Origin of the sequence: Actinacidiphila glaucinigra (assembly GCF_900188405.1) — a bacterium.
Classification (GTDB): Bacteria; Actinomycetota; Actinomycetes; order Streptomycetales; family Streptomycetaceae; genus Actinacidiphila; species Actinacidiphila glaucinigra.
In genome coordinates this window covers 162,780-188,337 of sequence record NZ_FZOF01000014.1, presented here as the reverse complement: position 1 = coordinate 188,337, position 25,558 = coordinate 162,780, and the positions used below count along the sequence as shown (strand labels likewise).

At 73.5% G+C, this 25,558-nt stretch carries 23 protein-coding genes; 17 read left to right on the top strand and 6 right to left on the bottom strand.

Features of this window, described 5'->3' with window-relative positions; all coding sequences use genetic code 11:
- Position 1: 1 nt before the first annotated feature.
- The 4 genes from CHF15_RS25875 to CHF15_RS25860 all read left to right on the top strand — a co-directional run bounded on the left by CHF15_RS25875 (position 2) and on the right by CHF15_RS25860 (position 5,483).
- Positions 2-808: a TlyA family RNA methyltransferase gene (locus tag CHF15_RS25875; RefSeq protein WP_089226277.1), complete on the top strand. Its 807-nt coding sequence runs from the start codon at positions 2-4 to the stop codon at positions 806-808.
- Complete coding sequence (locus CHF15_RS25870; protein WP_245939045.1) at positions 805-1,743, top strand: NAD kinase; 939 nt, start codon at positions 805-807, stop codon at positions 1,741-1,743. The genes CHF15_RS25875 and CHF15_RS25870 overlap by 4 nt, the downstream gene beginning before the upstream one ends.
- Positions 1,744-1,792: 49 nt before the next feature.
- Positions 1,793-3,535 carry a DNA repair protein RecN gene (recN, locus tag CHF15_RS25865; RefSeq protein WP_089226276.1) on the top strand — a complete coding sequence of 581 codons (1,743 nt, stop codon included), beginning with the start codon at positions 1,793-1,795 and terminating at the stop codon, positions 3,533-3,535.
- Positions 3,536-4,346: 811 nt separating this feature from the next.
- Complete coding sequence (locus CHF15_RS25860) at positions 4,347-5,483, top strand: glycosyltransferase family 4 protein (protein ID WP_179279964.1); 1,137 nt, start codon at positions 4,347-4,349, stop codon at positions 5,481-5,483.
- A 27-nt stretch (positions 5,484-5,510) separates the two neighbouring features.
- Here the strand turns inward: CHF15_RS25860 and CHF15_RS25855 are convergent, their stop codons facing one another.
- Positions 5,511-7,319 carry a glycoside hydrolase family 15 protein gene (locus CHF15_RS25855; RefSeq protein WP_089226274.1) on the bottom strand — a complete coding sequence of 603 codons (1,809 nt, stop codon included), beginning with the start codon at positions 7,317-7,319 and terminating at the stop codon, positions 5,511-5,513.
- Between the two features lie 403 nt (positions 7,320-7,722).
- Between CHF15_RS25855 and CHF15_RS25850 the strand changes: the two genes are divergently transcribed.
- The 11 genes from CHF15_RS25850 to CHF15_RS25800 all read left to right on the top strand — a co-directional run bounded on the left by CHF15_RS25850 (position 7,723) and on the right by CHF15_RS25800 (position 20,856).
- Complete coding sequence (locus tag CHF15_RS25850) at positions 7,723-9,369, top strand: CTP synthase (protein WP_375821047.1); 1,647 nt, start codon at positions 7,723-7,725, stop codon at positions 9,367-9,369.
- 63 nt (positions 9,370-9,432) lie between these two features.
- Positions 9,433-10,056 (top strand): NUDIX domain-containing protein, encoded by a 624-nt coding sequence (locus CHF15_RS25845; protein ID WP_089226272.1) that lies wholly within the window; start codon positions 9,433-9,435, stop codon positions 10,054-10,056.
- 129 nt (positions 10,057-10,185) lie between these two features.
- The gene (locus CHF15_RS25840; protein ID WP_245939044.1) at positions 10,186-12,513 is read left to right on the top strand and encodes a tetratricopeptide repeat protein; all 2,328 of its coding nucleotides are present in this window, start codon (positions 10,186-10,188) and stop codon (positions 12,511-12,513) included.
- A 250-nt stretch (positions 12,514-12,763) separates the two neighbouring features.
- Positions 12,764-13,879 carry an alanine dehydrogenase gene (ald, locus tag CHF15_RS25835; RefSeq protein ID WP_089226300.1) on the top strand — a complete coding sequence of 372 codons (1,116 nt, stop codon included), beginning with the start codon at positions 12,764-12,766 and terminating at the stop codon, positions 13,877-13,879.
- Between the two features lie 363 nt (positions 13,880-14,242).
- Positions 14,243-15,316: a ParA family protein gene (locus CHF15_RS25830; RefSeq protein WP_018558909.1), complete on the top strand. Its 1,074-nt coding sequence runs from the start codon at positions 14,243-14,245 to the stop codon at positions 15,314-15,316.
- Positions 15,301-15,972 (top strand): hypothetical protein, encoded by a 672-nt coding sequence (locus tag CHF15_RS25825; protein WP_089226271.1) that lies wholly within the window; start codon positions 15,301-15,303, stop codon positions 15,970-15,972. The genes CHF15_RS25830 and CHF15_RS25825 overlap by 16 nt, the downstream gene beginning before the upstream one ends.
- A gap of 61 nt (positions 15,973-16,033) precedes the next feature.
- Positions 16,034-17,173, top strand: a complete 1,140-nt coding sequence (locus CHF15_RS25820; protein WP_089226270.1) for a segregation and condensation protein A — start codon at positions 16,034-16,036, stop codon at positions 17,171-17,173.
- Complete coding sequence (scpB, locus tag CHF15_RS25815) at positions 17,166-17,864, top strand: SMC-Scp complex subunit ScpB (RefSeq protein ID WP_245939043.1); 699 nt, start codon at positions 17,166-17,168, stop codon at positions 17,862-17,864. Before CHF15_RS25820 ends, scpB begins: the two co-directional genes overlap by 8 nt.
- On the top strand, positions 17,864-18,967 hold the full coding sequence (locus CHF15_RS25810; RefSeq protein WP_089226269.1) for a pseudouridine synthase: 1,104 nt from the start codon (positions 17,864-17,866) through the stop codon (positions 18,965-18,967). Before scpB ends, CHF15_RS25810 begins: the two co-directional genes overlap by 1 nt.
- Positions 18,968-19,051: 84 nt before the next feature.
- Entirely contained in the window at positions 19,052-19,828 is a 777-nt protein-coding gene (locus CHF15_RS25805; protein ID WP_089226268.1) for a nucleotidyltransferase domain-containing protein, read from the top strand.
- Between the two features lie 38 nt (positions 19,829-19,866).
- Positions 19,867-20,856 carry an ADP-ribosylglycohydrolase family protein gene (locus CHF15_RS25800; protein ID WP_089226298.1) on the top strand — a complete coding sequence of 330 codons (990 nt, stop codon included), beginning with the start codon at positions 19,867-19,869 and terminating at the stop codon, positions 20,854-20,856.
- Here the strand turns inward: CHF15_RS25800 and CHF15_RS25795 are convergent.
- The 5 genes from CHF15_RS25795 to CHF15_RS25775 form a co-directional block, all read right to left on the bottom strand.
- Complete coding sequence (locus CHF15_RS25795) at positions 20,815-21,525, bottom strand: nucleotidyltransferase domain-containing protein (protein WP_089226267.1); 711 nt, start codon at positions 21,523-21,525, stop codon at positions 20,815-20,817. The two genes, CHF15_RS25800 and CHF15_RS25795, sit on opposite strands and share 42 nt — an antisense overlap.
- Positions 21,526-21,543: 18 nt before the next feature.
- Positions 21,544-21,993 (bottom strand): Rieske (2Fe-2S) protein, encoded by a 450-nt coding sequence (locus CHF15_RS25790; RefSeq protein ID WP_245939042.1) that lies wholly within the window; start codon positions 21,991-21,993, stop codon positions 21,544-21,546.
- On the bottom strand, positions 21,990-22,580 hold the full coding sequence (locus CHF15_RS25785) for a DUF6529 family protein (protein ID WP_089226265.1): 591 nt from the start codon (positions 22,578-22,580) through the stop codon (positions 21,990-21,992). The genes CHF15_RS25790 and CHF15_RS25785 overlap by 4 nt, the downstream gene beginning before the upstream one ends.
- A gap of 33 nt (positions 22,581-22,613) precedes the next feature.
- Positions 22,614-23,288 (bottom strand): hypothetical protein, encoded by a 675-nt coding sequence (locus CHF15_RS25780; RefSeq protein WP_089226264.1) that lies wholly within the window; start codon positions 23,286-23,288, stop codon positions 22,614-22,616.
- A gap of 89 nt (positions 23,289-23,377) precedes the next feature.
- Positions 23,378-23,740 (bottom strand): DUF952 domain-containing protein, encoded by a 363-nt coding sequence (locus CHF15_RS25775; RefSeq protein ID WP_089226263.1) that lies wholly within the window; start codon positions 23,738-23,740, stop codon positions 23,378-23,380.
- A gap of 118 nt (positions 23,741-23,858) precedes the next feature.
- Between CHF15_RS25775 and aroH the strand changes: the two genes are divergently transcribed.
- Both aroH and CHF15_RS25765 read left to right on the top strand, forming a co-directional pair.
- On the top strand, positions 23,859-24,221 hold the full coding sequence (gene aroH, locus CHF15_RS25770) for a chorismate mutase (protein ID WP_089226262.1): 363 nt from the start codon (positions 23,859-23,861) through the stop codon (positions 24,219-24,221).
- Positions 24,218-25,303, top strand: coding sequence for a prephenate dehydrogenase (locus tag CHF15_RS25765; protein WP_089226261.1), 1,086 nt, complete (start codon positions 24,218-24,220; stop codon positions 25,301-25,303). The genes aroH and CHF15_RS25765 overlap by 4 nt, the downstream gene beginning before the upstream one ends.
- Positions 25,304-25,558 lie beyond the last annotated feature (255 nt).

The window sequence follows — 25,558 nt, the reverse complement described above, 5'->3', positions numbered from 1 at the left end:
CGTGGCACGACGCCGACTCGACGCCGAGCTGGTGCGCCGGAACCTCGCCCGCTCGCGGGAGCACGCCGGGCAGCTGATCGCCGACGGCCGGGTGACCGTGGGCGGGACGACCGCGACGAAGTCCGCGACGCAGGTGGAGACCAGCGCCGCGGTCGTCGTGGCCGAGGACGCCTCGGACCCGGACTACGTGTCCCGCGGCGGGCACAAGCTGGCGGGGGCGCTGGCGGCGTTCGTGCCCCTGGGGCTGGGCGTGGAGGGGCGCCGCGCGCTGGACGCCGGGGCGTCCACGGGCGGCTTCACCGACGTCCTGCTCCGCAACGGCGCGGCGCACGTCGTCGCCGTCGACGTCGGCTACGGGCAGCTCGCGTGGTCGCTGCAGAGCGATGAACGCGTCACCGTCAAGGACCGTACCAACGTCCGCGAGTTGACGCTCGAGCAGATCGACGGCCGGCCGGCGGACCTTGTCGTCGGCGACCTGTCCTTCATCCCGCTCGGGCTCGTCCTGCCCGCCCTCGTACGCTGCGCCGCGCCCGACGCGGACCTGGTCCTGATGGTCAAGCCGCAGTTCGAGGTGGGCAAGGAGCGACTGGGCAGCGGCGGTGTCGTCCGCAGCCCTCAACTGCGCGCCGAGGCCGTACGACAGGTCGCCGGGCAGGCGGCCGCACTGGGACTGGGGGTGCTGGGCGTGACCGCGAGCCCGTTGCCGGGACCGTCGGGGAATGTGGAGTACTTTCTGTGGCTGCGCGCCGGGGCGCCCGAGCTCGACCCGGCGGATGTCGACCGCGCTGTGGCGGAGGGGCCCCGTTGAGCGAGACGCACGAGACACACGAGGTGCACGGGACGTCCGGCCGCACCGTCTTCCTCCTCGCGCACACCGGACGGCCCGCGGCCATCCGCAGCGCCGAGCGGGTGGTCCAGGGGCTGCAGCGCTGCGGCATCGGGGTCCGGGTGCTGGCCGAGGAGGCCGAGGACCTGACGCTGCCGGGCAACGGCGCGGTGCAGCGCGTGCAGGAGATCGGCCCGGAGACGGTCGCGGACTGCGAGCTGATCATCGTCCTGGGCGGTGACGGCACGCTGCTGCGGGGCGCGGAGTTCGCGCGGGCCTCCGGGGTGCCGATGCTGGGGGTCAACCTCGGCCGGGTCGGCTTCCTCGCGGAGGCCGAGCGCGACGACCTGGACAAGGTCGTCGACCGCGTGGTCACCCGCGATTACGAGGTCGAGGAGCGCATGACGATCGACGTCCTGGTGCGCAACGACGGCCGGGTCGTCCACACCGACTGGGCGCTGAACGAGGCGTCGGTGGAGAAGCAGGCACGCGAGCGGCTGCTGGAGGTCGTCACCGAGGTCGACGGCCGTCCGGTCTCCCGCTTCGGCGGCGACGGGGTGGTGATGGCGACCCCGACCGGTTCGACCGCGTACGCCTTCTCGGCCGGCGGGCCGGTGGTCTGGCCCGAGGTCGAGGCGCTGCTGATGGTGCCGATCAGCGCGCACGCGCTCTTCGCGAAGCCGCTGGTGACCTCGCCGAGGTCGGTGCTGGCGGTGGAGGTGCAGCCGAAGACCCCGCACGGGGTGCTGTGGTGCGACGGGCGGCGCTCGGTGGACCTGCCGGCCGGGGCCCGCGTGGAGGTCCGGCGGGGGGCGGTGCCGGTCCGGCTGGCGCGGCTCCACCACGCCTCCTTCACCGATCGGCTGGTCGCGAAGTTCGCGCTGCCGGTGGCCGGCTGGCGCGGCGCGCCGCACTGAGTTTCCCCTCAGGGGTGAGGCCCGTCGCGCGGCGGCCCGCAAACCTCGTATGGTCGTATCCGTGTTGGAGGAAATGCGGATCCGGTCGCTGGGAGTCATCGAGGACGCCGTGGTGGAGCTGTCGCCCGGCTTCACGGCGGTGACCGGTGAGACCGGCGCGGGCAAGACCATGGTCGTCACGAGCCTCGGGCTGCTGCTGGGCGGCCGTGCCGATCCCGGTCTGGTCCGGATCGGGACGAAATCGGCGTCCGTCGAGGGACGGATCACGCTGGGTGCCGACGCGCCCGCCGCCGTACGGGCCGAGGAGGCGGGCGCCGAGCTGGACGACGGTGCGCTGCTGATCAGCCGTACCGTCTCCGCGGAGGGCCGCTCCAGGGCCTTCGTGGGCGGGCGCTCGGTCCCCGTGGGGCTGCTCGGCGAGCTGGCGGACGAGCTGGTGGCCGTCCACGGCCAGACCGACCAGCAGGGCCTGCTGCGGCCGGCCCGCCAGCGGGAGGCGCTCGACCGGTACGCGGGCGACGCCGTCGCCGTGCCGCTGGCCAAGTACGCGGCCGCCTACCGGCGGGTGCGCGAGGTCGCCGGCGAGCTGGACGAGCTGACCACGCGGGCCCGCGAGCGGGCCCAGGAGGCGGACCTGCTGCGCTTCGGCCTGGAGGAGGTCGCGGCCGCCGAGCCGCTGCCCGGCGAGGACGCCGACCTGGCCGCCGAGGCGGAACGTCTCGGCCACGCCGAGGCGCTCGCGTCGGCCGCGGCCCTGGCGCACGCCGCGCTCGCGGGGAACCCCGAGGACCCGGAGGGTGTGGACGCCGGGATGCTGGTCGCGGGCGCCCAGCGCGCCCTGGAGGCCGTCCGCTCCCACGATCCGGCGCTGGCCGTGCTCTCGGACCGGATCGGCGAGATCGGCATCCTCCTCGGCGATGTCGCCGGTGAGCTCGCCGGGTACGCCGACGACCTGGACGCCGATCCGCGGCGGCTGGCGGCCGTGGAGGAGCGGCGGGCCGTCCTCGCCCACCTCACCCGCAAGTACGGGGACACGATCGACTCCGTCCTGGCGTGGGCCGAGCAGGGCGCGGCCCGGCTGGGCGAGCTGGACGGCGACGACGAGCGGATCGAGGAGCTCACGGCGGAGCGCGACGCGCTGCGCGCCGAGCTCGGCGACCTCGGCCAGGCCCTCACCGACGCGCGCACGGAGGCGGCGGAACGCTTCGCCGCGGCCGTTACGGCGGAACTCGCGCAGCTCGCGATGCCGCACGCCCGTGTGGGCGTCGCCCTCCGGCAGACGGAGGACGCGGAGGGCATCGAGGTCGGCGGCCGCCGGGTCGCCTTCGGCGCGACCGGCGCGGACGAGGTCGAGCTGCAGCTCGCACCCCACCCCGGCGCCCCGCCCCGGCCCATCGCCAAGGGCGCGTCCGGCGGTGAGCTGTCCCGCGTGATGCTCGCCGTCGAGGTCGTCTTCGCCGGGTCGGACCCGGTGCCGACGTACCTGTTCGACGAGGTCGACGCAGGCGTCGGTGGCAAGGCGGCGGTCGAGGTCGGCCGGCGCCTGGCGAAGCTGGCGCGCAGCGCGCAGGTCGTGGTCGTCACGCACCTGCCCCAGGTGGCCGCGTTCGCGGACCGGCAGCTGCTGGTCGAGAAGACCAACGACGGGTCCGTCACGCGCAGCGGGGTGCGTGTCCTCGAGGGCGAGGAACGCGTGCGGGAGCTCTCCCGGATGCTCGCCGGCCTGGAGGACTCGGAACTCGGCCGAGCCCACGCCGAGGAACTGCTGGCCGCCGCCCGCGAGGCGCGCTGACGCGCGCCGGGACCGGGGTACGCGGCGTGCCGCCGGGCCCTGTGGACCGGGGGCCCGCTGCGGTGGTCGTGGCCGGGGCTGCGCGCCGGCGTGGGTTCGACGCCGGGAGGGCGCCCGGTCCCGGGCCACCGAGCGGTGCGGCTTTGCCGCGGTGGGTGGCCGGGCGTGGTCTCCGGCGTGACGGGGTGCCGCCCTTCTTGCCTGGCGGATGTGGAGGGCAGGCACTGTCGTCGGGTCTCGGCAACGGGGGTGCGGTTTTGCCGTGGTGGGTGGCCGGGCGTGGTCTCCGGCGTGATGGGGTGCCGCTCTTCTCGCCTGCCGGATGTGGAGGGCAGGCACTGTTGTCGGGTCTCGGCAACGGGGGTGCGGTTTTGCCGTGGTGGGTGGCCGGGCGTGGTCTCCGGCGTGATGGGGTGCCGCTCTTCTCGCCTGCCGGATGTGGAGGGCAGGCACTGTTGTCGGGTCTCGGCAACGGGCGTGCGGCTTTGCCGCGTGGGCGGGCGGGCATCGTCCCTCCTGCCGGGCGCGGTCCGGCGGGCCCCGGGAGGGGGTTCGTCCCACCGCACTCGGAGTGCGTCCCGGGTCCGACCGAGGTGCGCCCGCGCGCGCCACGCCCGACGGCGGGTACCCCGGCTTACGGGCGCGGGGTCGGCGTGATGGGGGAGCGGGGGGCACTCGTAAGGGTGGTCCCGCGTACGTGTGGCCGGGTGGGGGTGGGGCATCGCTCCCTGGATGGCCTATCGGCCTGGCATCCTTGAGGGAGCAGACCCGCCGCCCTCCGCACGATGCCGAGTCAGGAGCCCTACCCCGCGTGAGCAGTTCACCGAGCCCCTTGCACGGGCAGCTGCACGCCGTCCACGTGCTGGGCGAGACGGCGCGGGCCCATGTCGCCTCCGTGGCGGGTGGGTTGGTGGCGCGCGGCGTGCAGGTGACGGTCTGCGGGCCGGGCGAGGCCGAGGAGCGGTACGGATTCGGCGCGGCGGGGGCGCGGTTCGCGCCCGTCGAGATCACACGGCGCTCGCAGCCGAGGGCCGACGCGGTCGTGGTCACGGCGCTGCGGGCGGCGTGCGCCGGCGCGGACGTGGTGCACGCGCACGGCTTGCGTGCCGGACTGCTCGCCACGATGGCGCTGAGCGGGCGCCGTACGCCGCTCGTGGTGACCTGGCACGGCGCGGTGCTGGCCGAGGGCGCGCGGGGGCGGGTGCTGCGGCTCCTGGAGCGCCGGGTGGCGCGGGCGGCGGAGGTCGTGCTGGGCGCGTCGTCGGACCTGGTGGACCGGGCCCGTTCGGCCGGGGCCCGGGACGCCCGGCTCGGGCCGATCGGGGTGCCGGCGCCGCCGCGGGTCGCGCCGTCCGTGGAGGCGGTGGCGGAGGCGGAGCGGCGCCGGCAGAAGACCCGGGACGAATTCGCTGTGGGGGAGCGGCCGTTGCTGCTCGCCGTGGGCCGTCTGGAGCCGCGCAAGGGATACCACCTGCTGCTGGACGCGGCCCACGGCTGGGCGGGGGCGGCCCCGGCTCCGCTGCTGGTCGTCGCGGGCGAGGGCTCGCTGCGGACCGAGCTCCAGGAACGGATCGACGCCGAGGAGCTGCCGGTGCGGCTGCTCGGCCGCCGTGACGACGTGCCCGAACTCCTCGCCGCCGCCGACGTGGTGGTGCTGCCGTCGCGCTGGGAGGGGCGCTCGCTGATCGCGCAGGAGGCGCTGCACGCGGGGGCACCGCTGGTGGCGACCTCCGTCGGCGGTACGCCCGAACTCGTAGGAGAGGCGGCGGTGCTGGTGCCGTACGGCAACCCGAAGACGCTCGCCGACACGGTCACACGTCTTCTGGAGGACCCGGCACGGCGTGCGGGACTGGCCGCGGCCGGTCCCGTGCAGGCCGCCACTTGGCCGACCGAGGATGACACGGTCGCCCAAGTGCTCAGCATCTACGACGAGTTGACCTCCTGCTGAAGGCCGCCGCGTACGACGGCCCAGCGGTCAGCCCCCGTACGCTCCGCTCGCGGTGAGCCGCAGCGCCGTGTCGATCAGCGGGACGTGGCTGAACGCCTGGGGGAAGTTGCCGACCTGCCGCTGCAGCCGCGGGTCCCACTCCTCGGCCAGCAGGCCGAGGTCGTTGCGGAGCGCCAGCAGCTTCTCGAAGAGCCTGCGGGCCTCGTCGACCCGGCCGATCATGGCGAGGTCGTCGGCGAGCCAGAACGAGCAGGCGAGGAAGGCGCCCTCGTCGCCGGGGAGGCCGTCCAGGTTCTCGCCGCCGGGCGGGGCGTCGGTCGGGTAGCGCAGCACGAAGCCGTCCTCGGTGGACAGCTCCCGCTGGATCGCCTCGATGGTGCCGATCACGCGCTTGTCGTCCGGCGGCAGGAAGCCCACCTGCGGGATGAGCAGCAGCGAGGCGTCCAGCTCGCGCGAGCCGTAGGACTGCGTGAAGGTGTTGCGTTCCTTGTCGTAGCCCTTCTCGCACACGTCGCGGTGGATCTCGTCGCGCAGCTCGCGCCAGCGCTCCAGCGGGCCGTCGACCTCGCCGGACTCGATGAGCTTGACGGTGCGGTCGACGGCGACCCAGGCCATGACCTTGGAGTGGACGAAGTGCCGGCGCGGGCCGCGGACCTCCCAGATGCCCTCGTCCGGCTCGTCCCAGTGGTCCTCCAGGTACTGGATGAGCCGGATCTGCAGCAGCGAGGCGTAGTCGTTGCGGGCCAGGCCCGTCATGTGCGCCAGGTGCAGGGCCTCGGTGACCTCGCCGTAGACGTCGAGCTGCAGTTGGTGGGCCGCGCCGTTGCCGACCCGGACCGGGATCGAGCCCTCGTAGCCGGGCAGCCAGTCCAGCTCGGTCTCGCCGAGCTCGCGCTCGCCGGCGATGCCGTACATGATCTGCAGGTTCTCCGGGTCGCCGGCGACCGCGCGCAGCAGCCACTCGCGCCAGGCGCGGGCCTCGTCGCGGTAGCCGGTGCGCAGCAGGGAGGACAGGGTGATCGCCGCGTCACGCAGCCAGGTGAAGCGGTAGTCCCAGTTGCGGACGCCGCCGATGTCCTCGGGCAGCGAGGTGGTGGGGGCGGCGACGATGCCGCCGGTCGGCCCGTACGTCAGGGCCTTGAGCGTGATCAGGGAGCGGACCACGGCGTCCCGGTAGGGGCCGTGGTAGGTGCACTGGGCGACCCACTCGCGCCAGAAGTCCTCGGTGGCCTCCAGCGACGCCTCGGGCTCGGCGAGCGGGGGCGGCTCCTTGTGCGAGGGCTGCCAGCTGATGGTGAAGGCGATGCGGTCGCCGGGCGACACCGTGAAGTCGGCGTAGGTGGTGAGGTCCTTGCCGTACGTCTCGACATCGGTGTCGTGCCAGACGGAGTCGGGGCCGGCGACGGCGACGGTGCGCTCGCCCACCTTGTGCACCCAGGGCACGACCCAGCCGTAGCTGAAGCGCATGCGCAGCGCGGACCGCATCGGGACCCGTCCGCTGACGCCCTCGACGATCCGGATCAGCTGGGGGGCGCCGTCACGCGGCGGCATGAAGTCGATCACGCGGACCGTGCCGCGGGGGGTGTCCCACTCGGACTCCAGAACCAGGGAGTCGCCCCGGTAGCGGCGCCGGGTGGCGGCCGGGGAAGGGGTGCCGTCGGCGTGCGCGGGGCCGAGCCGCCAGTAGCCGTGCTCCTCCGTGCCGAGCAGGCCCGCGAAGATCGCGGGGGAGTCGAAGCGGGGCAGGCACAGCCAGTCGACCGTGCCGTCCCGGCACACCAGGGCGGCGGTCTGCATATCGCCGATGAGTGCGTAATCCTCGATACGCCCGGCCACGTAGGTCTCCCAGTCGAACGACGGCGGCGCCCCTTGGGACTGGGGCGGTGATTGCGGTCTGTGGATCTGTCGACGAGCTCTTTCCCGGGAGCGGGCGGGGTAGTGCCGTGCCGGTTCACTCGCATCGAATCGATGTGTCCGAGCAGGATACGACGTCGACGCGGGCTGTGCGGAAGACCTGACCGCCCCGCTGGGCCGGTCGGGTGCATTTTGTCGTACCAAACTCCCGGTGACCGCTTTTTTCGGCAGAGAGCCGTCCGCGCCGTCTGGTGCGCGTCACTGATACCCTGGTAGCCCGTGGGCCGGTGGCCTGAACCACTGAACCGCCGCGACGACACCCCTCTTCACCACCATGGTGCCGTCCCGACCACCACCTCGCGACCACGGGAGCCCCCTGTTGGCACTGCCGCCCAAATCCACGACGACCAAGCACCTCTTCGTCACGGGGGGTGTCGCCTCCTCGCTCGGCAAGGGTCTGACCGCGTCGAGCCTCGGCGCACTGCTCAAGGCCCGGGGTCTGCGCGTCACCATGCAGAAGCTCGACCCATACCTCAACGTGGACCCGGGCACGATGAACCCCTTCCAGCACGGTGAGGTGTTCGTCACGGACGACGGCGCCGAGACCGACCTGGACATCGGCCACTACGAGCGCTTCCTGGACGTGAACCTCGCCGGCTCGGCCAACGTCACGACCGGCCAGGTCTACTCCTCGGTGATCGCCAAGGAGCGGCGCGGCGAGTACCTCGGCGACACCGTGCAGGTCATCCCGCACATCACCAACGAGATCAAGTCCCGCATCCGGCGCATGGCGACCGAGGACGTGGACGTGGTGATCACGGAGGTCGGCGGCACCGTCGGCGACATCGAGTCGCTGCCCTTCCTGGAGTCCGTGCGGCAGGTCCGGCACGAGGTCGGCCGGGACAACGTCTTTGTGATGCACATCTCGCTGCTCCCGTACATCGGCCCGTCCGGCGAGCTGAAGACCAAGCCGACCCAGCACTCGGTGGCGGCGCTGCGCAGCATCGGCATCCAGCCCGACGCGATCGTGCTGCGCGCCGACCGCGACGTGCCGACCTCCATCAAGCGCAAGATCTCGCTGATGTGCGACGTCGACGAGGAGGCCGTGGTCGCCGCGATCGACGCCCCGTCGATCTACGACATCCCCAAGGTGCTGCACACCGAGGGCCTGGACGCGTACGTCGTCCGCAAGCTGAACCTGCCCTTCAGGGACGTCGACTGGGCGCAGTGGGACGACCTGCTGGGGCGGGTCCACCAGCCCGAGCACGAGGTGAAGGTCGCGCTCGTCGGCAAGTACATCGACCTGCCCGACGCCTACCTGTCGGTGACCGAGGCGCTGCGCGCCGGCGGCTTCGCCAACAACGCCAAGGTCAACATCAAGTGGGTGACCTCGGACGACTGCAAGACCCCGGCCGGCGCGGCCCGTCAGCTCGGGGACGTCGACGCGGTCTGCGTGCCCGGCGGCTTCGGCGACCGCGGTGTGGAGGGCAAGGTCTCGGCGATCACCTACGCCCGCGAGAACCGCATCCCGCTGCTGGGCCTGTGCCTGGGCCTGCAGTGCGTGGTCATCGAGGCGGCCCGCAGTCTGGCCGGCATCCCGGACGCCAACTCCACCGAGTTCGACCCGGCGACCGCGCACCCGGTGATCTCCACCATGGCCGAGCAGCTCGACATCGTCGCCGGCCAGGGCGACCTCGGCGGCACCATGCGGCTGGGCCTGTACCCGGCGAAGCTCGCCGAGGGCTCCATCGTCCGCGAGGTCTACGGCGGCGAGCCCTACGTCGAGGAGCGGCACCGCCACCGCTACGAGGTGAACAACGCCTACCGCGGCGAGCTGGAGAAGAAGGCCGGTCTGCAGTTCTCCGGCACCTCCCCGGACAACACCCTGGTCGAGTACGTCGAGTACCCCCGCGAGGTGCACCCCTACCTGGTGGCCACCCAGGCGCACCCCGAGCTCAAGTCGCGCCCGACCCGTCCGCACCCCCTGTTCGCGGGTCTGGTCGCGGCCGCGGTCGAGCGCCTCAAGGGTTGATCGATACGGTTGCGGGGGCGGGCCGGCGCACGGCCCGCCCCGGCACCGCGTACGGAGGGCACCATGCTGAAGGACACTCCCGAGGAGTGGCGGGTCACCGCCACCGCCACCCCCTTCACCGGGAAGAAGACGAGCGTCCGCACCGATGACGTCGTCATGCCCGACGGCGGCGTGGCCCGGCGCGACTACCAGGTCCACCCCGGCTCGGTGGCCGTGCTCGCCCTCGACGACCGGGACCGCGTCCTGGTCCTCAAGCAGTACCGCCACCCCGTGCGGATGAAGCTCTGGGAGATCCCCGCCGGGCTGCTCGACGTCCCCGGCGAGAACCCGCTGCACGCCGCCCAGCGGGAGCTGTACGAGGAGGCGCACGTCAAGGCGGAGGACTGGCGGGTGCTCACCGACGTGTACACCACGCCGGGCGGCTGCGACGAGGCCGTGCGGATCTTCCTGGCCCGGGGCCTGTCCGAGGTGGAGGGCGAGCGCTTCGAGGTGTCGGAGGAAGAGGCCGACATGGAGTTCGCCCGGGTCCCGGTGGACGAGCTGGTCCGCGGTGTCCTCGCGGGGGAGCTGCACAACAACTGCCTCGTGGTCGGCGTGCTGTCGCTGCAGGCCGTCCGGGCCGGGGACGGCCTGGAGTCGCTGCGCCCGGCCGAGGCGGAGTGGCCCGCGCGCCCGTTCTCCGTGTGACCCGTTCGGTCTGACCATCCGATCGTCCGAGAGGGTGATCATTGGCCGGATCCGCCGCGTCGCGTACGGGGGTTGGACCCCCACCGTGAACTAGGCTCATGCCGTTCGTAGGAGAACGGGAGTGGGCCCGTGGCGGATCACGTGCTGGACGCCGACGCATCGGCGGCGGCCTCTGACGACGGCCCGTGGGGGCCGGCGTCGCAGACCCCGGCACACGGCACGTTGCCCCCCGGCCTGCCGGGATTCTTCGGCCGCCGCCGAGAACTCGAGGAGCTGCGTGCCGACATCGACCGGCCGGGCCTGGCGGCGCTGCGCGGCCAGACGCCCGACGGGAGCCGGGTGCTCCTCGTGGCCGGCCGGCCGGGCTCGGGACGCACGGCGCTGGCCGTGCGGCTCGCCCACGAGGTGGCCGACCGCTATCCCGGCGGTCAGTTCTACGTACGGCTCAGCGAGAACGACGGCCGTCCCGTGCCGCCCGAGCAGTCCGCCCGCGCCCTGCTGCGCGCGATGGACGTCGAGGCCGAGCCGGCCGCGGAGCGCGAGGAACTGCTCGCCGCGCTGCGCACGGCCCTGAACGGACGCAAGGCCGTCGTCGTCCTGGACGACGTCGTCGACTCCCGGCAGCTGCTGGACCTGATGCCGAAGGGCTCGGGGAACCTGCTGGTCGCCACGGCCGAGGGGCCGCTGCCCGGCGTCCACGACGTCCGCCCGTGCACCCTGGGCGGGCTCGACCCGGCGGCGTGCGTCGACCTGCTGGCCGAGGCCGTGGGGCGGGTGCGGATCACCAACGACCCCCGGGCCGCGGAGGGCCTGGCCCAGGAGTGCGGGGGCCATCCCGCGGCGCTGCGGCTCGTCGCCGCGTGGCTCGCCGCCCAGCCCCGTACCTCCGTCGCCGAGGCCACCCGCCGGCTGCACGCCCAGGCCGCCGAGCCCGCGGCGGGACCGGCCGCCGCAGCGGTCGCCGAGGGCGGCGCGGCCACCCGGGGCAACGGCATGCTCCGTGCCGACGTCGGGCACCGCACGGGCAGCGGCCCGCTGCCGGAGGCGCTGCGGGGCCTGGCCGCCGTGGACGGGCAGGCACGTGTGCTGCGCCGGGCGGGCATCGTCGCCGACCCGGCCGCGAAGGCGGCCGGCGTCCCGGACGCCTCCGGGGAGGCGAAGGAGAAGGGGAGCCGCACCGCACCGAGCGCCCCGCGCGCCACCCCCGCTCCGGAGCTGCTGCGCGCCTTCCGCTTCGTGTACGGGGCGCTCTCGCCCGCCGTGTCCCGCATGCTGCGGCTGCTCGCGCTCGCCCCCTCGGGCCTGACCGACGCGCAGACCGCCTCCGCGCTGGGCGGCTGCTCGGTCGAGGCCGCGCAGGCCACGCTCGCCGACCTGGCCGCCTGCGGGCTGCTCCACCCCGAGCCCGCGGCCGGCGACCTGCCGGCGCAGTACCGCGTGCCGGGCTGGCTGACCCCGCCGCTGCGGGCGCTGCTGGAGAGCACGGAGAAGCCGTCCGAGGCGCAGCTCGCCCGCGCCCGGATGCTGGAGCGCACGGTACGGCTGCTGCACGCGTGCCGGATGTGCCTGGACGGCGAGACGGAACCCGACGGGCTGCCCAAGTCGCTGCGCTTCCCCAGCCGTCCGGTCGCGGCCGGGTGGCTGCGGGTGCGGCTGCCGGTCCTGCTGGCCGCCGCTCGGCTGGCGGTCGCGGACGGCGAACTCGACACCCTGGCCCGCCGCCTCATGGCCGCGCTCGTACGGGCCCTGGCCGCGGACCCCGACGGCGGCGCGACGGCGCCCGAGCGCTACCGGCTCCACCACCTGGTGCTGGACGTCGCCGAGCGGCGCGGACTGCACCGCGAGAAGGCGGCGGCCCTGCTGAACATCGGCGACCTGGACGTGGAGGCGGCCCGGCCGCTGGACGCCCTCGACCGCTACCGGGCGGCGCTGGTCGCCTCCCGGGAGGCCTACGACGGGGACGCCGAGGGCCGCGCGCTGGAGGCCATCGCCGGGACGTACCTGGAACTGGACGACCCGCAGCGGGCCTCCGACTGGTACGGCAGGGCGCTGGCCCTGCGGCAGGCCCGCGGCGAGCTGGTCCACCAGGCGCGGCTGCACTCCCGGCTCGGCGCCCTGTTCACCTACGCCGGGCGCTACGGCAACGCGCTGCGCGAGTGGCGTGCCGCGGCCGCCGCGCACCGTCGGCTGAGGGACCTGCCCGCGCAGGCCCGCGCGCTCAGCGAGGTGGCGCGGGTCCAGGAGTACGCGGGGCATCCGGAGGACGCCCTGCGGACCTGCCGCGACGCCCTGTACTGGGCCCGGCAGGCGAAGGAGCGGCGCCTGGAGGGCGCGGTGCTGCTGCGCATGGCCGACACCCTGGACCGACTGGGGGACCCGGCGGGAGCCCGGTTGCAGCGGGCCGCGGCGCGCCGGCTGCTGCCCGCCGAGGAGATTCCGCAGCCCGAGGAGGACTGAGGGCCCCTGTTTCCGGGGCCAAGAGCCCACCGGGGACCCTCAGATCGCGCCGTAAACGGGCTGTACCTACGAAACTGCCAATACCTTCGCTGAAAGTAGTCACTTTGTAAGGCTGGACAGTGACTCTTCCTTCACTACACTTGGTCGCACCGCAGAACATCGCGGTCAGGTCCGACGTACCCCATGATCGGGTGACATGTCCGGAGACCTGCCAAAACCCTCCACTCCCGTGAACAGGACCGTGATCGACGTGAAGGTCGGCATCCCCCGCGAGGTCAAGAACAACGAGTTCCGCGTGGCCATCACCCCCGCCGGCGTGCACGAGCTCGTCCGAGGCGGCCACGAGGTGTTCGTCGAGCAGGACGCCGGCCTCGGCTCGTCCATCCCGAACGAGGAGTACGTCTCCGCGGGCGCGACCATCCTCCCCACCGCCGACGAGGTGTGGGCCGTCGCCGACCTGGTGCTGAAGGTCAAGGAGCCGATCGCGGAGGAGTACCACCGGCTCCGCAAGGACCAGACCCTCTTCACCTACCTGCACCTGGCCGCGTCCCGCGAGTGCACCGACGCGCTGCTGGAGTCCGGCACCACCGCGATCGCGTACGAGACCGTCGAGTTCGCCAACCGCCAGCTGCCGCTGCTCGCCCCGATGTCCGAGGTGGCCGGCCGGCTCGCCCCGCAGGTCGGCGCGTACCACCTGATGCGCTCGGCCGGCGGTCGCGGCGTGCTCCCCGGCGGCGTCCCGGGCGTGGCCCCGGCCAAGGCCGTCGTCATCGGCGGCGGTGTCTCCGGCTGGAACGCCGCGCAGATCGCCGTCGGCATGGGCTTCCACGTCACGCTGCTCGACCGGGACATCAACAAGCTGCGCGAGGCCGACAAGATCTTCGGCACCAGGGTGCAGACCATCGTCTCCAACGCCTTCGAGCTGGAGAAGGCGGTCCTCGACGCCGACCTCGTCATCGGCGCGGTCCTGATCCCGGGCGCCAAGGCCCCCAAGCTCGTCACCAACGAGCTGGTCTCCCGGATGAAGCCGGGTTCGGTGCTCGTCGACATCGCCATCGACCAGGGCGGCTGCTTCGAGGACTCCCGTCCCACCACGCACGCCGACCCGACCTTCGCGGTGCACAACTCGGTCTTCTACTGCGTCGCCAACATGCCGGGCGCGGTGCCGAACACCTCCACCTACGCGCTGACCAACGCGACGCTGCCCTACATCGTCGAACTGGCCAACCGCGGCTGGCGCGAGGCGCTGCGCCGTGACGCCGCGCTCGCCAAGGGCCTCAACACCCATGAGGGCCAGGTCGTCTACGGTCCGGTCGCCGAGGCGCACGGCCTGGACACGGTGGACCTCGCCACCGTTCTCGGCTGACGACCGCCTCATCGATTGATCGATTTTTCACGTCGGCGTCAACTTGTCGCCAATCCGGTACGCACGGCCGGGTCTTGAGTCCCAAGACCCGGCCGTTCGCGTGGAACCATACTGTTTTGCCGATTCGTTCCCCCGCGAAACATCCCCGGCGTCGTCGTTACACCCTTGACAGCGAGACGTTCGGTTGCCGACACATCGTGCCGTGTCCGGTGGATTGTGTTGCTGTGAACCACCGACACGCCATAGAGTCGCCAACCGTCGGCATGCTGCAACGCTGACCTATTGAGAAGTTTCCTGGTCACCAAGGAGGTAAGACGACTTGTGAATGAGTCGACATTTGCTCCCGGGGGTGGTCAGCCAGGAATGACCGTGCAGACCGACGGTTCCGCACGACTCGGACCGGTGGCCTCCGTGGCCGTCCGGACCTTCGAGGCGCGCAGGGCCGGCACAGACAACGAGACGCGTTACGCGAACCCCATGGCGCAATACGAAGAAGAGCTGCAGGACGGTCAGTTCTACGACCCCGACGCGGAGTACGAACCCGACCCCGAGTACGCGGCCACCCTCGCGCCCGACGCGGCGCGCCAGCGCCGCGAGCGCGTCGGTCCCACCGGCCGCCCGTTGCCGTACTTCCCCATCCCCGGCCCGCTGACGGACCACGGCCCGGCGAAGATCATCGCGATGTGCAACCAGAAGGGCGGCGTCGGCAAGACGACGTCCACCATCAACCTGGGTGCCGCGCTCGCCGAGTACGGCCGCCGCGTCCTCCTGGTCGACTTCGACCCGCAGGGCGCCCTCTCGGTCGGCCTCGGCGTCAACCCGATGGAACTGGACGTCACCGTCTACAACTTGCTGATGGAGCGCGGGCTCTCGGCCGACGAGGTGCTGCTGAAGACCGCGGTGCCCGGCATGGACCTGCTTCCCAGCAACATCGACCTGTCGGCCGCGGAAGTCCAGTTGGTCAGCGAGGTGGCCCGCGAGTCCTCGCTGCAGCGGGCGTTGAAGCCGCTGCTGCCCGACTACGACTACGTCATCATCGACTGCCAGCCGTCGCTCGGCCTGCTGACCGTCAACGCCCTGACGGCGGCCCACCAGGTGATAGTGCCGCTGGAGTGCGAGTTCTTCGCGCTGCGCGGTGTCGCCCTGCTGACCGAGACCATCGAGAAGGTCAGGGAGCGGCTCAACCCCGAGCTGGAGCTGGACGGCATCCTCGCCACGATGTACGACTCGCGCACGGTGCACAGCCGCGAGGTGCTGGCGCGTGTCGTCGAGGCCTTCGACGACCACGTCTTCCACACCGTCATCGGACGGACCGTCCGCTTCCCGGAGACCACGGTCGCCGGTGAGCCGATCACCACCTACGCCTCCAACTCGGTGGGTGCCGCCGCCTATCGCCAGCTCGCCAGGGAGGTGCTCGCCCGGTGTCACGCCGAGTGAGTCTCCCGGGGGCCGACGAGCTGTTCCGTACGACAGGGGGGCGGGGGCTCCAGTCCTCGACGCCGCGGCAGCACGCCAACGGCGAGACTCCCGGCGCGGGCCCGGGCGGCGGCCCGGGCACGGACCCCGCCGCCCCCGGAGAACGCCCGCTGCGGCCCGTGCCGGCCCCCGCCGAGGAGCCGGCGCCGGAGGAGGCGCCCGTCAGCGAGTCGGCGACGCCCTCCGAGGCCGCCGAGCACGGCGGACGGGACACCGGCGCCGACCCCGGCGCCTCGCCGTCCCCTGCGGCCCGCTCCGTCCCCGAACAGGCGGGTCCTCCCGGTCCGCCCGTGCGGCGCGGCCTGGGGGCCCCCGGAACGGGCTCCGCGGGCCCCCAGGCGGCCCCGCAGCCGCCACAGCCCCCGCAGCCGCGCCGCAAGTCCGGACGGGCCCCCAGGCGGCCCAGCGGGCGCGAGCGCCACGACGAGAAGATCACCGTCTACGTCTCCGCCGAGGAGCTCATGGACCTCGAGCATGCCCGCCTCGTCCTGCGCGGGGAGCACGGGCTCGCCGTGGACCGCGGGCGGATCGTCCGCGAGGCGGTCGCGGTGGTCCTGGCCGACCTCGAGTCCCGCGGCGACGCGAGCATCCTCGTACGCCGCCTGCGCGGCCGCTGACGCGCTCCGCGCGATACGGTGCCGTCCTCCGCACGGCCCCGTCAGCACCATCTGGACCCCCATGCCCCCCGACGACACCGCAAGCCCGCAGCGCTCCCGCCGCCTCCTCGGCCGCGGTCCCGGCGCGAACCCCGTGCCGCCCCCGGCCGTGGCCGGCGAGGGCGTGGACGGGCCGGGTGCGAGCGACGCGGTCGGTGAGTTCGGCCACACCGCGCCCGCGGTGCCGCCTCCGCCCGCCGCCGTCGAAGCCGAGGGGCAGCCGCTCGCCGCCGATCCGCCGCCGGCACCGGAGGCGGTGGAAGTCGCCCCTCCCGCTCCCGTGCCCGGGACGCGGCCCGCCGGTGACGTGGGAGACCAAGGGGGGAGCGAGGACGCCGCCGCCGCGAACGACGGCCGGTTCACCGTCCGGCTGGCGAACTTCGAGGGCCCCTTCGACCTGCTGCTGCAGCTGATCTCCAAGCACAAGCTCGACGTCACCGAGGTCGCCCTGTCCAAGGTGACCGACGAGTTCATGGCCCACATCCGCGCCATGGGACCGGACTGGGACCTGGACCAGACCACGGAGTTCCTGGTCGTCGCGGCCACGCTGCTGGACCTGAAGGCCGCGCGCCTGCTGCCCGCCGCCGAGGTCGAGGACGAGGAGGACCTCGCCCTGCTGGAGGCCCGGGACCTGCTCTTCGCCCGACTGCTCCAGTACCGCGCCTACAAGCAGATCGCCGCGATCTTCGCCGAGCGCCTGGAGGCCGAGGCGCTGCACCATCCCCGCACCGTGGGGCTGGAGCCGCAGCACGCCGAGCTGCTGCCCGAGGTCGTGCTGAGCATCGGCCCGGAGCGCTTCGCGCAGCTCGCCGTCAAGGCGATGCAGCCGAAGCCGAAGCCCCAGGTGTACGTGGACCACATCCACGCGCCGCTGGTGAGCGTGCGCGAGCAGGCGGAGCACGTCATCGCGATGCTGCGCGAACGCGGCGAGGCGAGCTTCAAGGAGCTCACCTTCGACGCCCCCGACACCCTGACGGTCGTGGCACGCTTCCTGGCCCTGCTGGAGCTGTACCGGGAGAAGGCGGTCGCGCTCGACCAGGAGGCGGCCCTCGGTACGCTCCAGGTCCGCTGGACGGGCGGCGCCGAGGCGCCGGACCAGCCGCTGGTCACCGACGAATTCGACCAGGTGCCCGCCGCCGGGAAGGACGGGAAGGATGGCTGACGTGACGGAGGTGACCGGAGTGACCGAGGTGGCATCCGAGGCGTCCGAGACGGTCGAGGCGACCACGCAGGCGGCGGAGGGCGCGCCCGCGGGGCTGCTCTCCGTGGCGGGGCTGGAGCTGCGCCCCGCCCTGGAGGCGGTCCTGATGGTCGTGGACGAGCCCGTCACCGAGGAGACCCTGTCGAAGGTGCTGGAGCGCCCGCGCCGGGAGATCGCCACCGCCCTCCACGACCTGGCGCAGGAGTACGCCGCCCAGGGCCGCGGCTTCGACCTGCGCCTGATCGCGGGCGGCTGGCGCTTCTACACCCGGCCCGCCTACGCCGCGGCCGTCGAGAAGTTCGTTCTGGACGGCCAGCAGGCCCGGCTCACCCAGGCCGCGCTGGAGACCCTGGCGGTCGTCGCGTACCGGCAGCCGGTCAGCCGGTCCCGGGTCTCCGCGGTGCGCGGAGTCAACTGTGACGGCGTGATGCGCACCCTCCTCCAGAGGGGTCTGGTGGAAGAGTGTGGGACGGAAGCCGAGACAGGTGCGATCCTGTACAGGACGACGAACTACTTCCTGGAGCGGATGGGCCTGCGCGGCCTGGACGAGCTGCCCGAGCTCGCCCCGTTCCTCCCGGAGGCGGACGCCGTCGAGGCGGACTCCCTGGAGGGCGTCCCCTCATTCGACCCGGACTCGACGACGGACAGTTGATGCGAAGCAGTAGCGGCAGCGGCAGGAACAGTGGCGGCAACCGGAATTCCCGGGGTGCCGATGGGGGCGGCTCCCGGTCGAGGACCGGGGGACAGCGCGACGACCAGCAGAAGCGCGCGGGCCGGCCCCGTCCGGAGGAGCGCCGTTACGACGTCGGCGGATCCGGCGGCTCCGGCGGATCCGGCGGCTCCGGTGGGCCCGGCGGAGCGGGCGGAGGCGCCAGGCGCGGCACCGGTGGCAAGCCGGGCGGCGCGTCCGGCAAGCCCCGCAAGTCCGCCCCCGCGCGCCCCCGCGAGCTGGACGCCCAGATCGAGGAGCGCAACCGGGAGCGGCACAGCAAGCCCAAGCTGAACCTGCCCAAGACCTTCCCCGGGGCCGAGCAGGAGGGCGAGCGCCTGCAGAAGGTCCTGGCCCGGGCGGGCATGGGCTCGCGCCGCGCGTGCGAGGAGCTGATCGAGCAGCGCCGTGTCGAGGTGAACGGCAAGATCGTCACCGAGCAGGGCCTGCGCGTGGACCCCGACAAGGACGAGGTGCGCGTCGACGGACTGACCGTCGCCACGCAGTCGTACCTGTTCTTCGCCCTGAACAAGCCCGCCGGCGTCGTCTCGACGATGGAGGACCCCGAGGGCCGCCAGTGCCTCGGCGACTACGTCACCAACCGCGAGACCCGGCTCTTCCACGTGGGGCGGCTGGACACCGAGACCGAGGGCATCATCCTGCTCACCAACCACGGCGAGCTGGCCCACCGTCTGACCCACCCCCGCTACGGCGTGCAGAAGACCTACCTCGCCGCGATCAACGGTGTGCTGCCGCGCGACATCGGCAAGCAGCTGAAGAACGGCATCCAGCTGGAGGACGGCTACGCCCGCGCCGACAGCTTCCGCGTCGTGCAGCAGACGGGCAAGAACTACCTGGTCGAGGTCACCCTGCACGAGGGCCGCAAGCACATCGTGCGGCGCATGCTGGCCGAGGCGGGCTTCCCGGTCGACAAGCTGGTCCGCACCAGCTTCGGCCCGATCGCGCTCGGCGACCAGAAGTCGGGCTGGCTGCGGCGGCTCACCAACACCGAGGTGGGCATGCTCATGCGCGAGGTCGATCTCTGAGCCGTCCGGTCCCCGCGCCGGTACGGCGGTCTGCCCACGGATAAGGACTTTCCCGGAGGCCGCCGTTCCGGGAAGGATGGCGCAATGACCATCCACGCCGAACGCCTGCGCGGGGCCGGGCTGCCCGAACTCACCCCGGCCCTCGCCCAGCGGGGACAACCGTTGCTGTTCGCCACCGTCTCCGGTGCGCACCTGTGCGGCTTCCCGTCCCGCGACTCGGACGTGGACCTGCGCGGCGTCCACCTCCTCCCGCTGGCCGACCTGATCGGGCTGCGGGAGGGCGAGGAGACCCAGACCCGCATGTGGGAGCAGGACGGCCTCGAGCTCGACCTGGTCACCCACGACCTGCTGAAGTTCGCCCGGCTCATGCTGCGGCGCAACGGCTACGTCCTGGAGCAGCTGCTGTCCCCGCTCGTGGTGCACACCAGCGGCGTCCACGCCCAACTCGTCGACCTGGCGCCCGGCGTCATCACCGGCCACCACGCCCACCACTACCGGGGCTTCGCCCGCACGCAGTGGGAGCTGTACGAGAAGACCGGCGAACTCAAGCCGCTGCTCTACACCTTCAGGGTGCTGCTGACCGGCATCCACCTGATGCGCACCGGCACCGTCGAGGCGCACCTGCCGACACTGCTGGAGCACGTCACCGCCCCGGGGTACGTCCGCGATCTCATCCATGAGAAGGCGGTCGCCGAGCACGGCCTCGCCATGGACCTCGACCCGCGCCGCGTCCGCGCCGACGTCGACGTCCTCCACGAGGTCCTGGACGACGCGCAGCGCGACACCCGGCTGCCCGGCGAGCCGACGGCCTACGACGCCCTCCACGACCTGGTCGTCCGCACCCGGGTGGCCGCCGCGTGAGCCCCGCCGTGACCGGGCGCCGCGCGGCCTCGGGCGCGATGGCGGGCCTGGCGATCGGTGACGCGCTCGGTTTCCCCACGGAGTTCAACGACATCCCGTCGATCCTCGCCAAGTGCGGCCCGTGGCGGGAGATGGAACTGCCCCGCCCGGCGTTCGTCACCGACGACACGCAGATGACCCTCGCCCTGGCACGCGGGCTGCGCACGGCCGTGGAGCGCGGCCCGCTCACGCCGTCCCGGCTGGCCCGCCCGGTGCGCGAGGAGTACGTGGACTGGTACCACTCGCCCGACAACAACCGCGCCCCCGGCCGCACCTGCCTGGTCGCCTGCGAGAAGCTGGACCACCCGGACCGGCCCTGGCAGGAGGCCAGCCAGACCGGCTCCAAGGGCTGCGGCGCGAACATGCGGGTCGCCCCGGTCGGGCTCGTCCCCGGGCTGCGCCCCGACGAACGGGCCGGGGCGGCGCAGCTGCAGTCCGCGCTCACCCACGGCCACCCCACGGCGATCGCGGCCTCCGACCTCACCGCGCACGCCGTGCACCTGCTCGCGCAGGGCGCGGCCCCGGGGGAACTGACCGCCCTGCTGCGCGGTTACGCGGCGGAGCAGCGCGACACGTACCACGAGTGGTGGCTCGGGGACCTGTGGCTGCGCGCCCACGACCACGGCCCGGTGTCCTTCGTCCGGCGCGGCTGGGACGAGTGCCTCGGGGTGCTCGACCGCCTCGACGCGGCGCTCGCGGCCCCCGACCGGGAGGCCGACCCGTGCCTGGCCACCGGCGCCGGATGGATCGCCGAGGAGGCGCTGGCGACCGGCCTGCTGTGCTTCCTGCTCTTCCCGGACGAGCCCGTCACCGCGGTCCGCCGGGCGGCGTGCTCCTCCGGGGACTCCGACTCCATCGCCTGCCTGGCGGGTGCCTTCGCCGGGGCGCACCACGGCCTGGCGGCCTGGCCGGACGCCTGGCTGGAGCGGCTCGAGCACCGCGACGAACTACTCGCCTTCGGCGCCCTCTGGGACGGCGACGGCGGCTGACGCCCGCCGGACCCGGAACAGGAAGTCCTCGACGCGGGCCCGGTCCGGCTCGTCCGGGAGCGGGCTGCGCCGGGCGGCGGCGTCGGCCTCCTCGCGCAGCCGGAGCATCCAGGACTCCGTCTCCGCCCAGCCGACCTCGCCCCGCTTTACCGCCAGCAGCCGCTCGCGGTGGTCGCCGACCCCGATGCGCAGTTCGCCGGTGCGGAGCAGGTCGCGGGAGCTGATCAGCAGGCGCAGCAGATGCATGGCGTGCTTCCAGCGGGGCGCGCCGTGCGTGCGGACGTCGGCCTCCAGCTTCCGCAGCTGGCCGGTGGCGTAGCGCGCGAAGCTCTCGTGGACGTGCCGGGACAGGAAGGCGCCGCGCAGGGCGAGCAGTTCCCTCCCGGTGTCGTCCACGTGCTCGACGAGCGGGGAGTGGAGGCACTCCAGGATGTTGGGGTTGGCGCGCAGCGCGAGCTCGCAGAACCGCTCCAGTTCCCAGGAGAACTGCTCGCGCTCCGGGCCGTCCACGTGCCGCGGCGGTTTGCCGAAGCGCCAGAAGAGCGGGGTGGGCGCGACGTACACCCCGCGGCGGTCGGTGTCACTGCCGTCCGTGGCCAGCCCGAAGGCGCGCGAGCCCATCACACAGGCGTAGACGGTGTGATGGCGTACGAGGTCGTGGTCGCGCATGGACCGGGATCGTACGGGCTAGGTGAGGAGGATCTCGCCGTCTTTTTCGGTGATCGCCTCGGCGGGGAGCGGCCTCGGGGCCGGTCCGGCGACCACCGAGGCGTCGGTGATGCGGAACTTGCTGCCGTGGCAGGGGCAGTTGATGGTGCCGTCGGAGACGGTGTTCACGAGGCAGCCCTCGTGGGTGCAGACGGCGGAGAAGGCCTTGAACTCACCCGCCGTGGGCTGGGTCACCACGACCTTCTTGTCCGTGATCACCGTGCCGCCGCCCACCGGCACGTCGGCGGCCTTCACCAGCACCTCGCCCTGCGAGGGCGGCGACGTCGTGGCCGACGCCGTGGCCGGCGCGGAGGCGGGCTCCGAGGCCGGTGGCGCGGAGGTCGCCGCGGCCTGCGGCGCGCTCTGCTCGCCGTACTTGCTGCATCCCGCGAGTGCCGCCGTGGACAGCAGCACCATGCGTCGCTTCATGTCGTCACCCCGACCGTTCGGAAGAACCACAACGCTGACGTGAGCCACAGCACCGTCAACGCCGTGAAGACCAGCCCGCCGATGACCGGCAGCAGCCGGTCCGGCAGTCGCTCGGTCCGCAGCAGCAGCATCTTTGCCGTGAATGTCCCGAAAAAGAAGCACCCGAGCAGCGAGTGCCACAAGACGCGACTGCTGTACGTCTGATAGCCCAACGCATACAGGCAGTGCACGGCGACCGGGACGCTCAGCAGGAACGCGACCCGGCCCGACCAGCGGTGCAGGCCGCCGGTCCAGGAGGGGGCGCGGACGCCCGGCACCTTGCCGTACATCACCAGCGCCGAGGCGATCTGCACCAGGGCGAAGGCGAAGGCGGCCGTGGCGAGCCAGGACTTGACCGCGCCCGTGCTGGAGAAGCCGGCGAGGTTGAAGGCGGTGCCGGCCGGGTCGTGCACCCTGCCGTACGCGCCGAGGGCGACGGCGACCGCCGCGGCGGCGAGCGCGGGGACGAGGAACACGGCCGCCCGCGGCGTGGGGCGGGGCGGCGGTGCCGGGAAGGACGTGGTGGCGGCGTTCGGGTCCACGTTCATGGGGGGCTCCTGCTCCTGCCTGCGGGCGGACGGTCAGGGGATCGGCCGTGCGGTGAGCCGCGTGCCGTCGACGGTCACGGCACCGGTGGCGGGGTCGATGGCCGGTGCGGCCGACGGTTCGCCGTCGCGCGAGACGATCCCCACCTGCTTGCCGTTCGGCAGCACGATCCAGCCGCCGACGACCCGCGCGCCGCGCACCGAGGCGGCCGCCCGGTACAGACCGGACGGCTTGACCGCGCGCCGCGCCGTGAAGGGCTGCTCCAGCCCCGTCAGCCGCACCTCGCCGGTGACGCGCCCGCCCTCCAGGGTGCCCTCCAGCCGGGCGCCGCGGTCGCCGGTCAGGCGCATGCCGCCGTCGTCCCCGACGTCGCCGCGCAGCCAGGCCTCCTTGGCGCGCCCGTCGCAGACGTACGCGACGGCCTTGCCGTCGTCGCGCAGCGCGATCGCGACGCTCGCCGCGCCGTCGCCGGTGCGGCCCGCGTAGTCGGCGTCGGGGCGTGGGGCGGTGGCCGTGGCGGTGGGGGAGGCGGCGGGCGACCTCGGCGCCGGGGCAGCCGAGGAGGGCGGCGCGGAGGGGGCCGCCGGGGACGGCGGGGCGCCCCCCTTCGCGTCCGCCGCCGGCGGTTCCGTCGTCGCGTTGAGCGACAGCATGATCAGAGCGAGTACCAGCCCCGCGAGGAGCGTGTGGAGCGGTCCGGAACGCTGCATGTCCGTCTCCCCCGAGGCCGCACGGTCGGGTCACCATCGAACCGGACGGCCGCCCCGCCGTCCAGGGGCGTGTCGGGACAAAGCAGCGCTTACGACCACACCGCCAGCGCCACCGCGCGGCCCTCCGCGTCCCGCTGCACCTCCAGCATCCCGACCACCGCGCTGCGGTTGACGCGCCCGTACACGTGCGGGAAGCGCGTCTCCTGCGGCACCCCCGGCGGCGGCACCGGATCGGCGTCCTCCCACAGCACACGGGCCTCCAGGGCCTCCTCGTCGATCAGCAGCACCATCAGCGGGCCCGGGGTGCCCCGGTAGAAGGCGTCGGCGACGGCGAGCGCCACCGCCTCGTCGGGCGCGCAGTGCACGAACCCGTCCTCGGCGAGCGACGAGGGCGCGTACGGACGGTCCGGGTCGCGCAGCCAGTCGTCCAGCGGAACCAGGTGGAAGATCATGCTTCATGGTGTACCGCAGCACCTCCCGCGTCTCGCAGGGCGGGCGTGTCCGCCGCTCCCCGTCCACCGCGACTACGCTGACCAGGTACGTGCGCGCAGCAACACAGGGAGCGATGACGTGGCGGTACGAGCGGTCCGCGGAGCCGTCCAGCTGGAGCGGGACGAGGCGGAGCACATGCACGGGCAGGTCGCCGAGCTGCTCACCGCCATCCTGGAACGCAACGGCATCGCGGTGGACGACCTGATCAGCGTCTGGTTCACCGCCACCCCGGACCTCCACAGCGACTTCCCGGCGGTCGCCGCGCGCAAGCTGGGCATCACCGACGTGCCGCTGATCTGCGCGCAGGAACTCGACATCGCCGGTGCCATGCCCCGGGTCGTACGGATCCTCGCGCACGTGGAGTCCGGCCTGACCAAGGACGAGATCTCCCACGTCTACCTCGGCGCCGCGGCCGCCCTCCGCAAGGACATCGCCCAGTGAGGACCGCCCTCGTCATCGGCACCGGCCTCATCGGCACCTCCGCCGCCCTCGCGCTCGCCTCGCGCGGCGTCGAGGTCCACCTGGAGGACCACGACCCCTCCATGGTGCGTACGGCCGCCGCGCTCGGCGCGGGCACCGACGAGCCCCCGTCTGGCCTGGTCGACCTGGCGATCGTCGCCGTGCCGCCGGCCCACGTCGCCGCGACCGTCGCCGAGGCCCAGCGGCGTGGGCTCGCCCGCGGCTACCTCGACGTCGCCAGCGTGAAGTCCGGGCCGCGCCGCGACCTGGAGGCGCTCGGCTGCGACCTGACCTCGTACATCGGCACCCACCCCATGTCCGGCCGCGAGCGCTCCGGCCCGCTGGCCGCGACCGCCGATCTCTTCGAGGGCCGTCCCTGGGTGCTCACCCCGACCCCGGTCACCGAGACCGAGGTGCTCAACCTCGCCCTGGAGCTGGTCGCGCTCTGCCGCGCCGTCCCGGTCGTCATGGACGCCGAGGCCCACGACCGGGCCGTCGCCCTCGTCTCGCACACCCCGCAGCTCGTCTCCAGCATGGTCGCGGCGCGCCTGCAGCACGCCGAGGACAGCACGGTGCGCCTGTGCGGCCAGGGCATCCGCGACGTCACGCGGGTCGCCGGCTCCCAGCCCGGGATGTGGATCGACATCCTCTCCGCCAACCCCGGTCCGGTCGCCGACGTCCTCGCCGACCTCGCCGCCGACCTGACGGAGACCGTCGAGTCGCTGCGGGCCCTGCAGTCCGCGGACGACGCCAAGCGACGCGACGGCGCCGCCGGCATCGAGGACCTCCTGCGCCGCGGCAACGCCGGCCGGGCCAAGGTCCCCGGCAAGCACGGCTCCGCCCCCAAGACGTACGACGTCGTCGCGGTCCTCATCGGGGACCAGCCGGGGGAGCTCGCGAGGCTGTTCGCGGAGGCGGGTGCGGCGGGGGTCAACATCGAGGACGTGCGGATCGAGCATTCGACGGGGCAGCAGGCGGGTCTGGCGCAGTTGATGGTGGAGCCGGCGGCGGCGGCGCGGTTGTCGGCGGCGTTGCGGGAGCGCGGCTGGTCGCTGCGCGCCTGAGCGGGTCGGCGGACGGGGTCCGGCGCAGCCGAGCGAGGGCGGCGTCGGGGGTCCGGTCCGGCCCGGGGAGCCGGCGAGGCTGTTCGCGGAGGCGGGTGCGGCGGGGGCCGACGTCGAGGACGTGCGGATCGAGCATGCGCCGGGGCGGCAGGCGGGTCCGGCGCAGTCGACGGTGGAGCCGGCCGCCGCGGCGCGGTTGCCGGCGGCCCGGGCGGGGGCCGGGGAATTCGCGGTACGGAGCCGAATGGGTGGGCC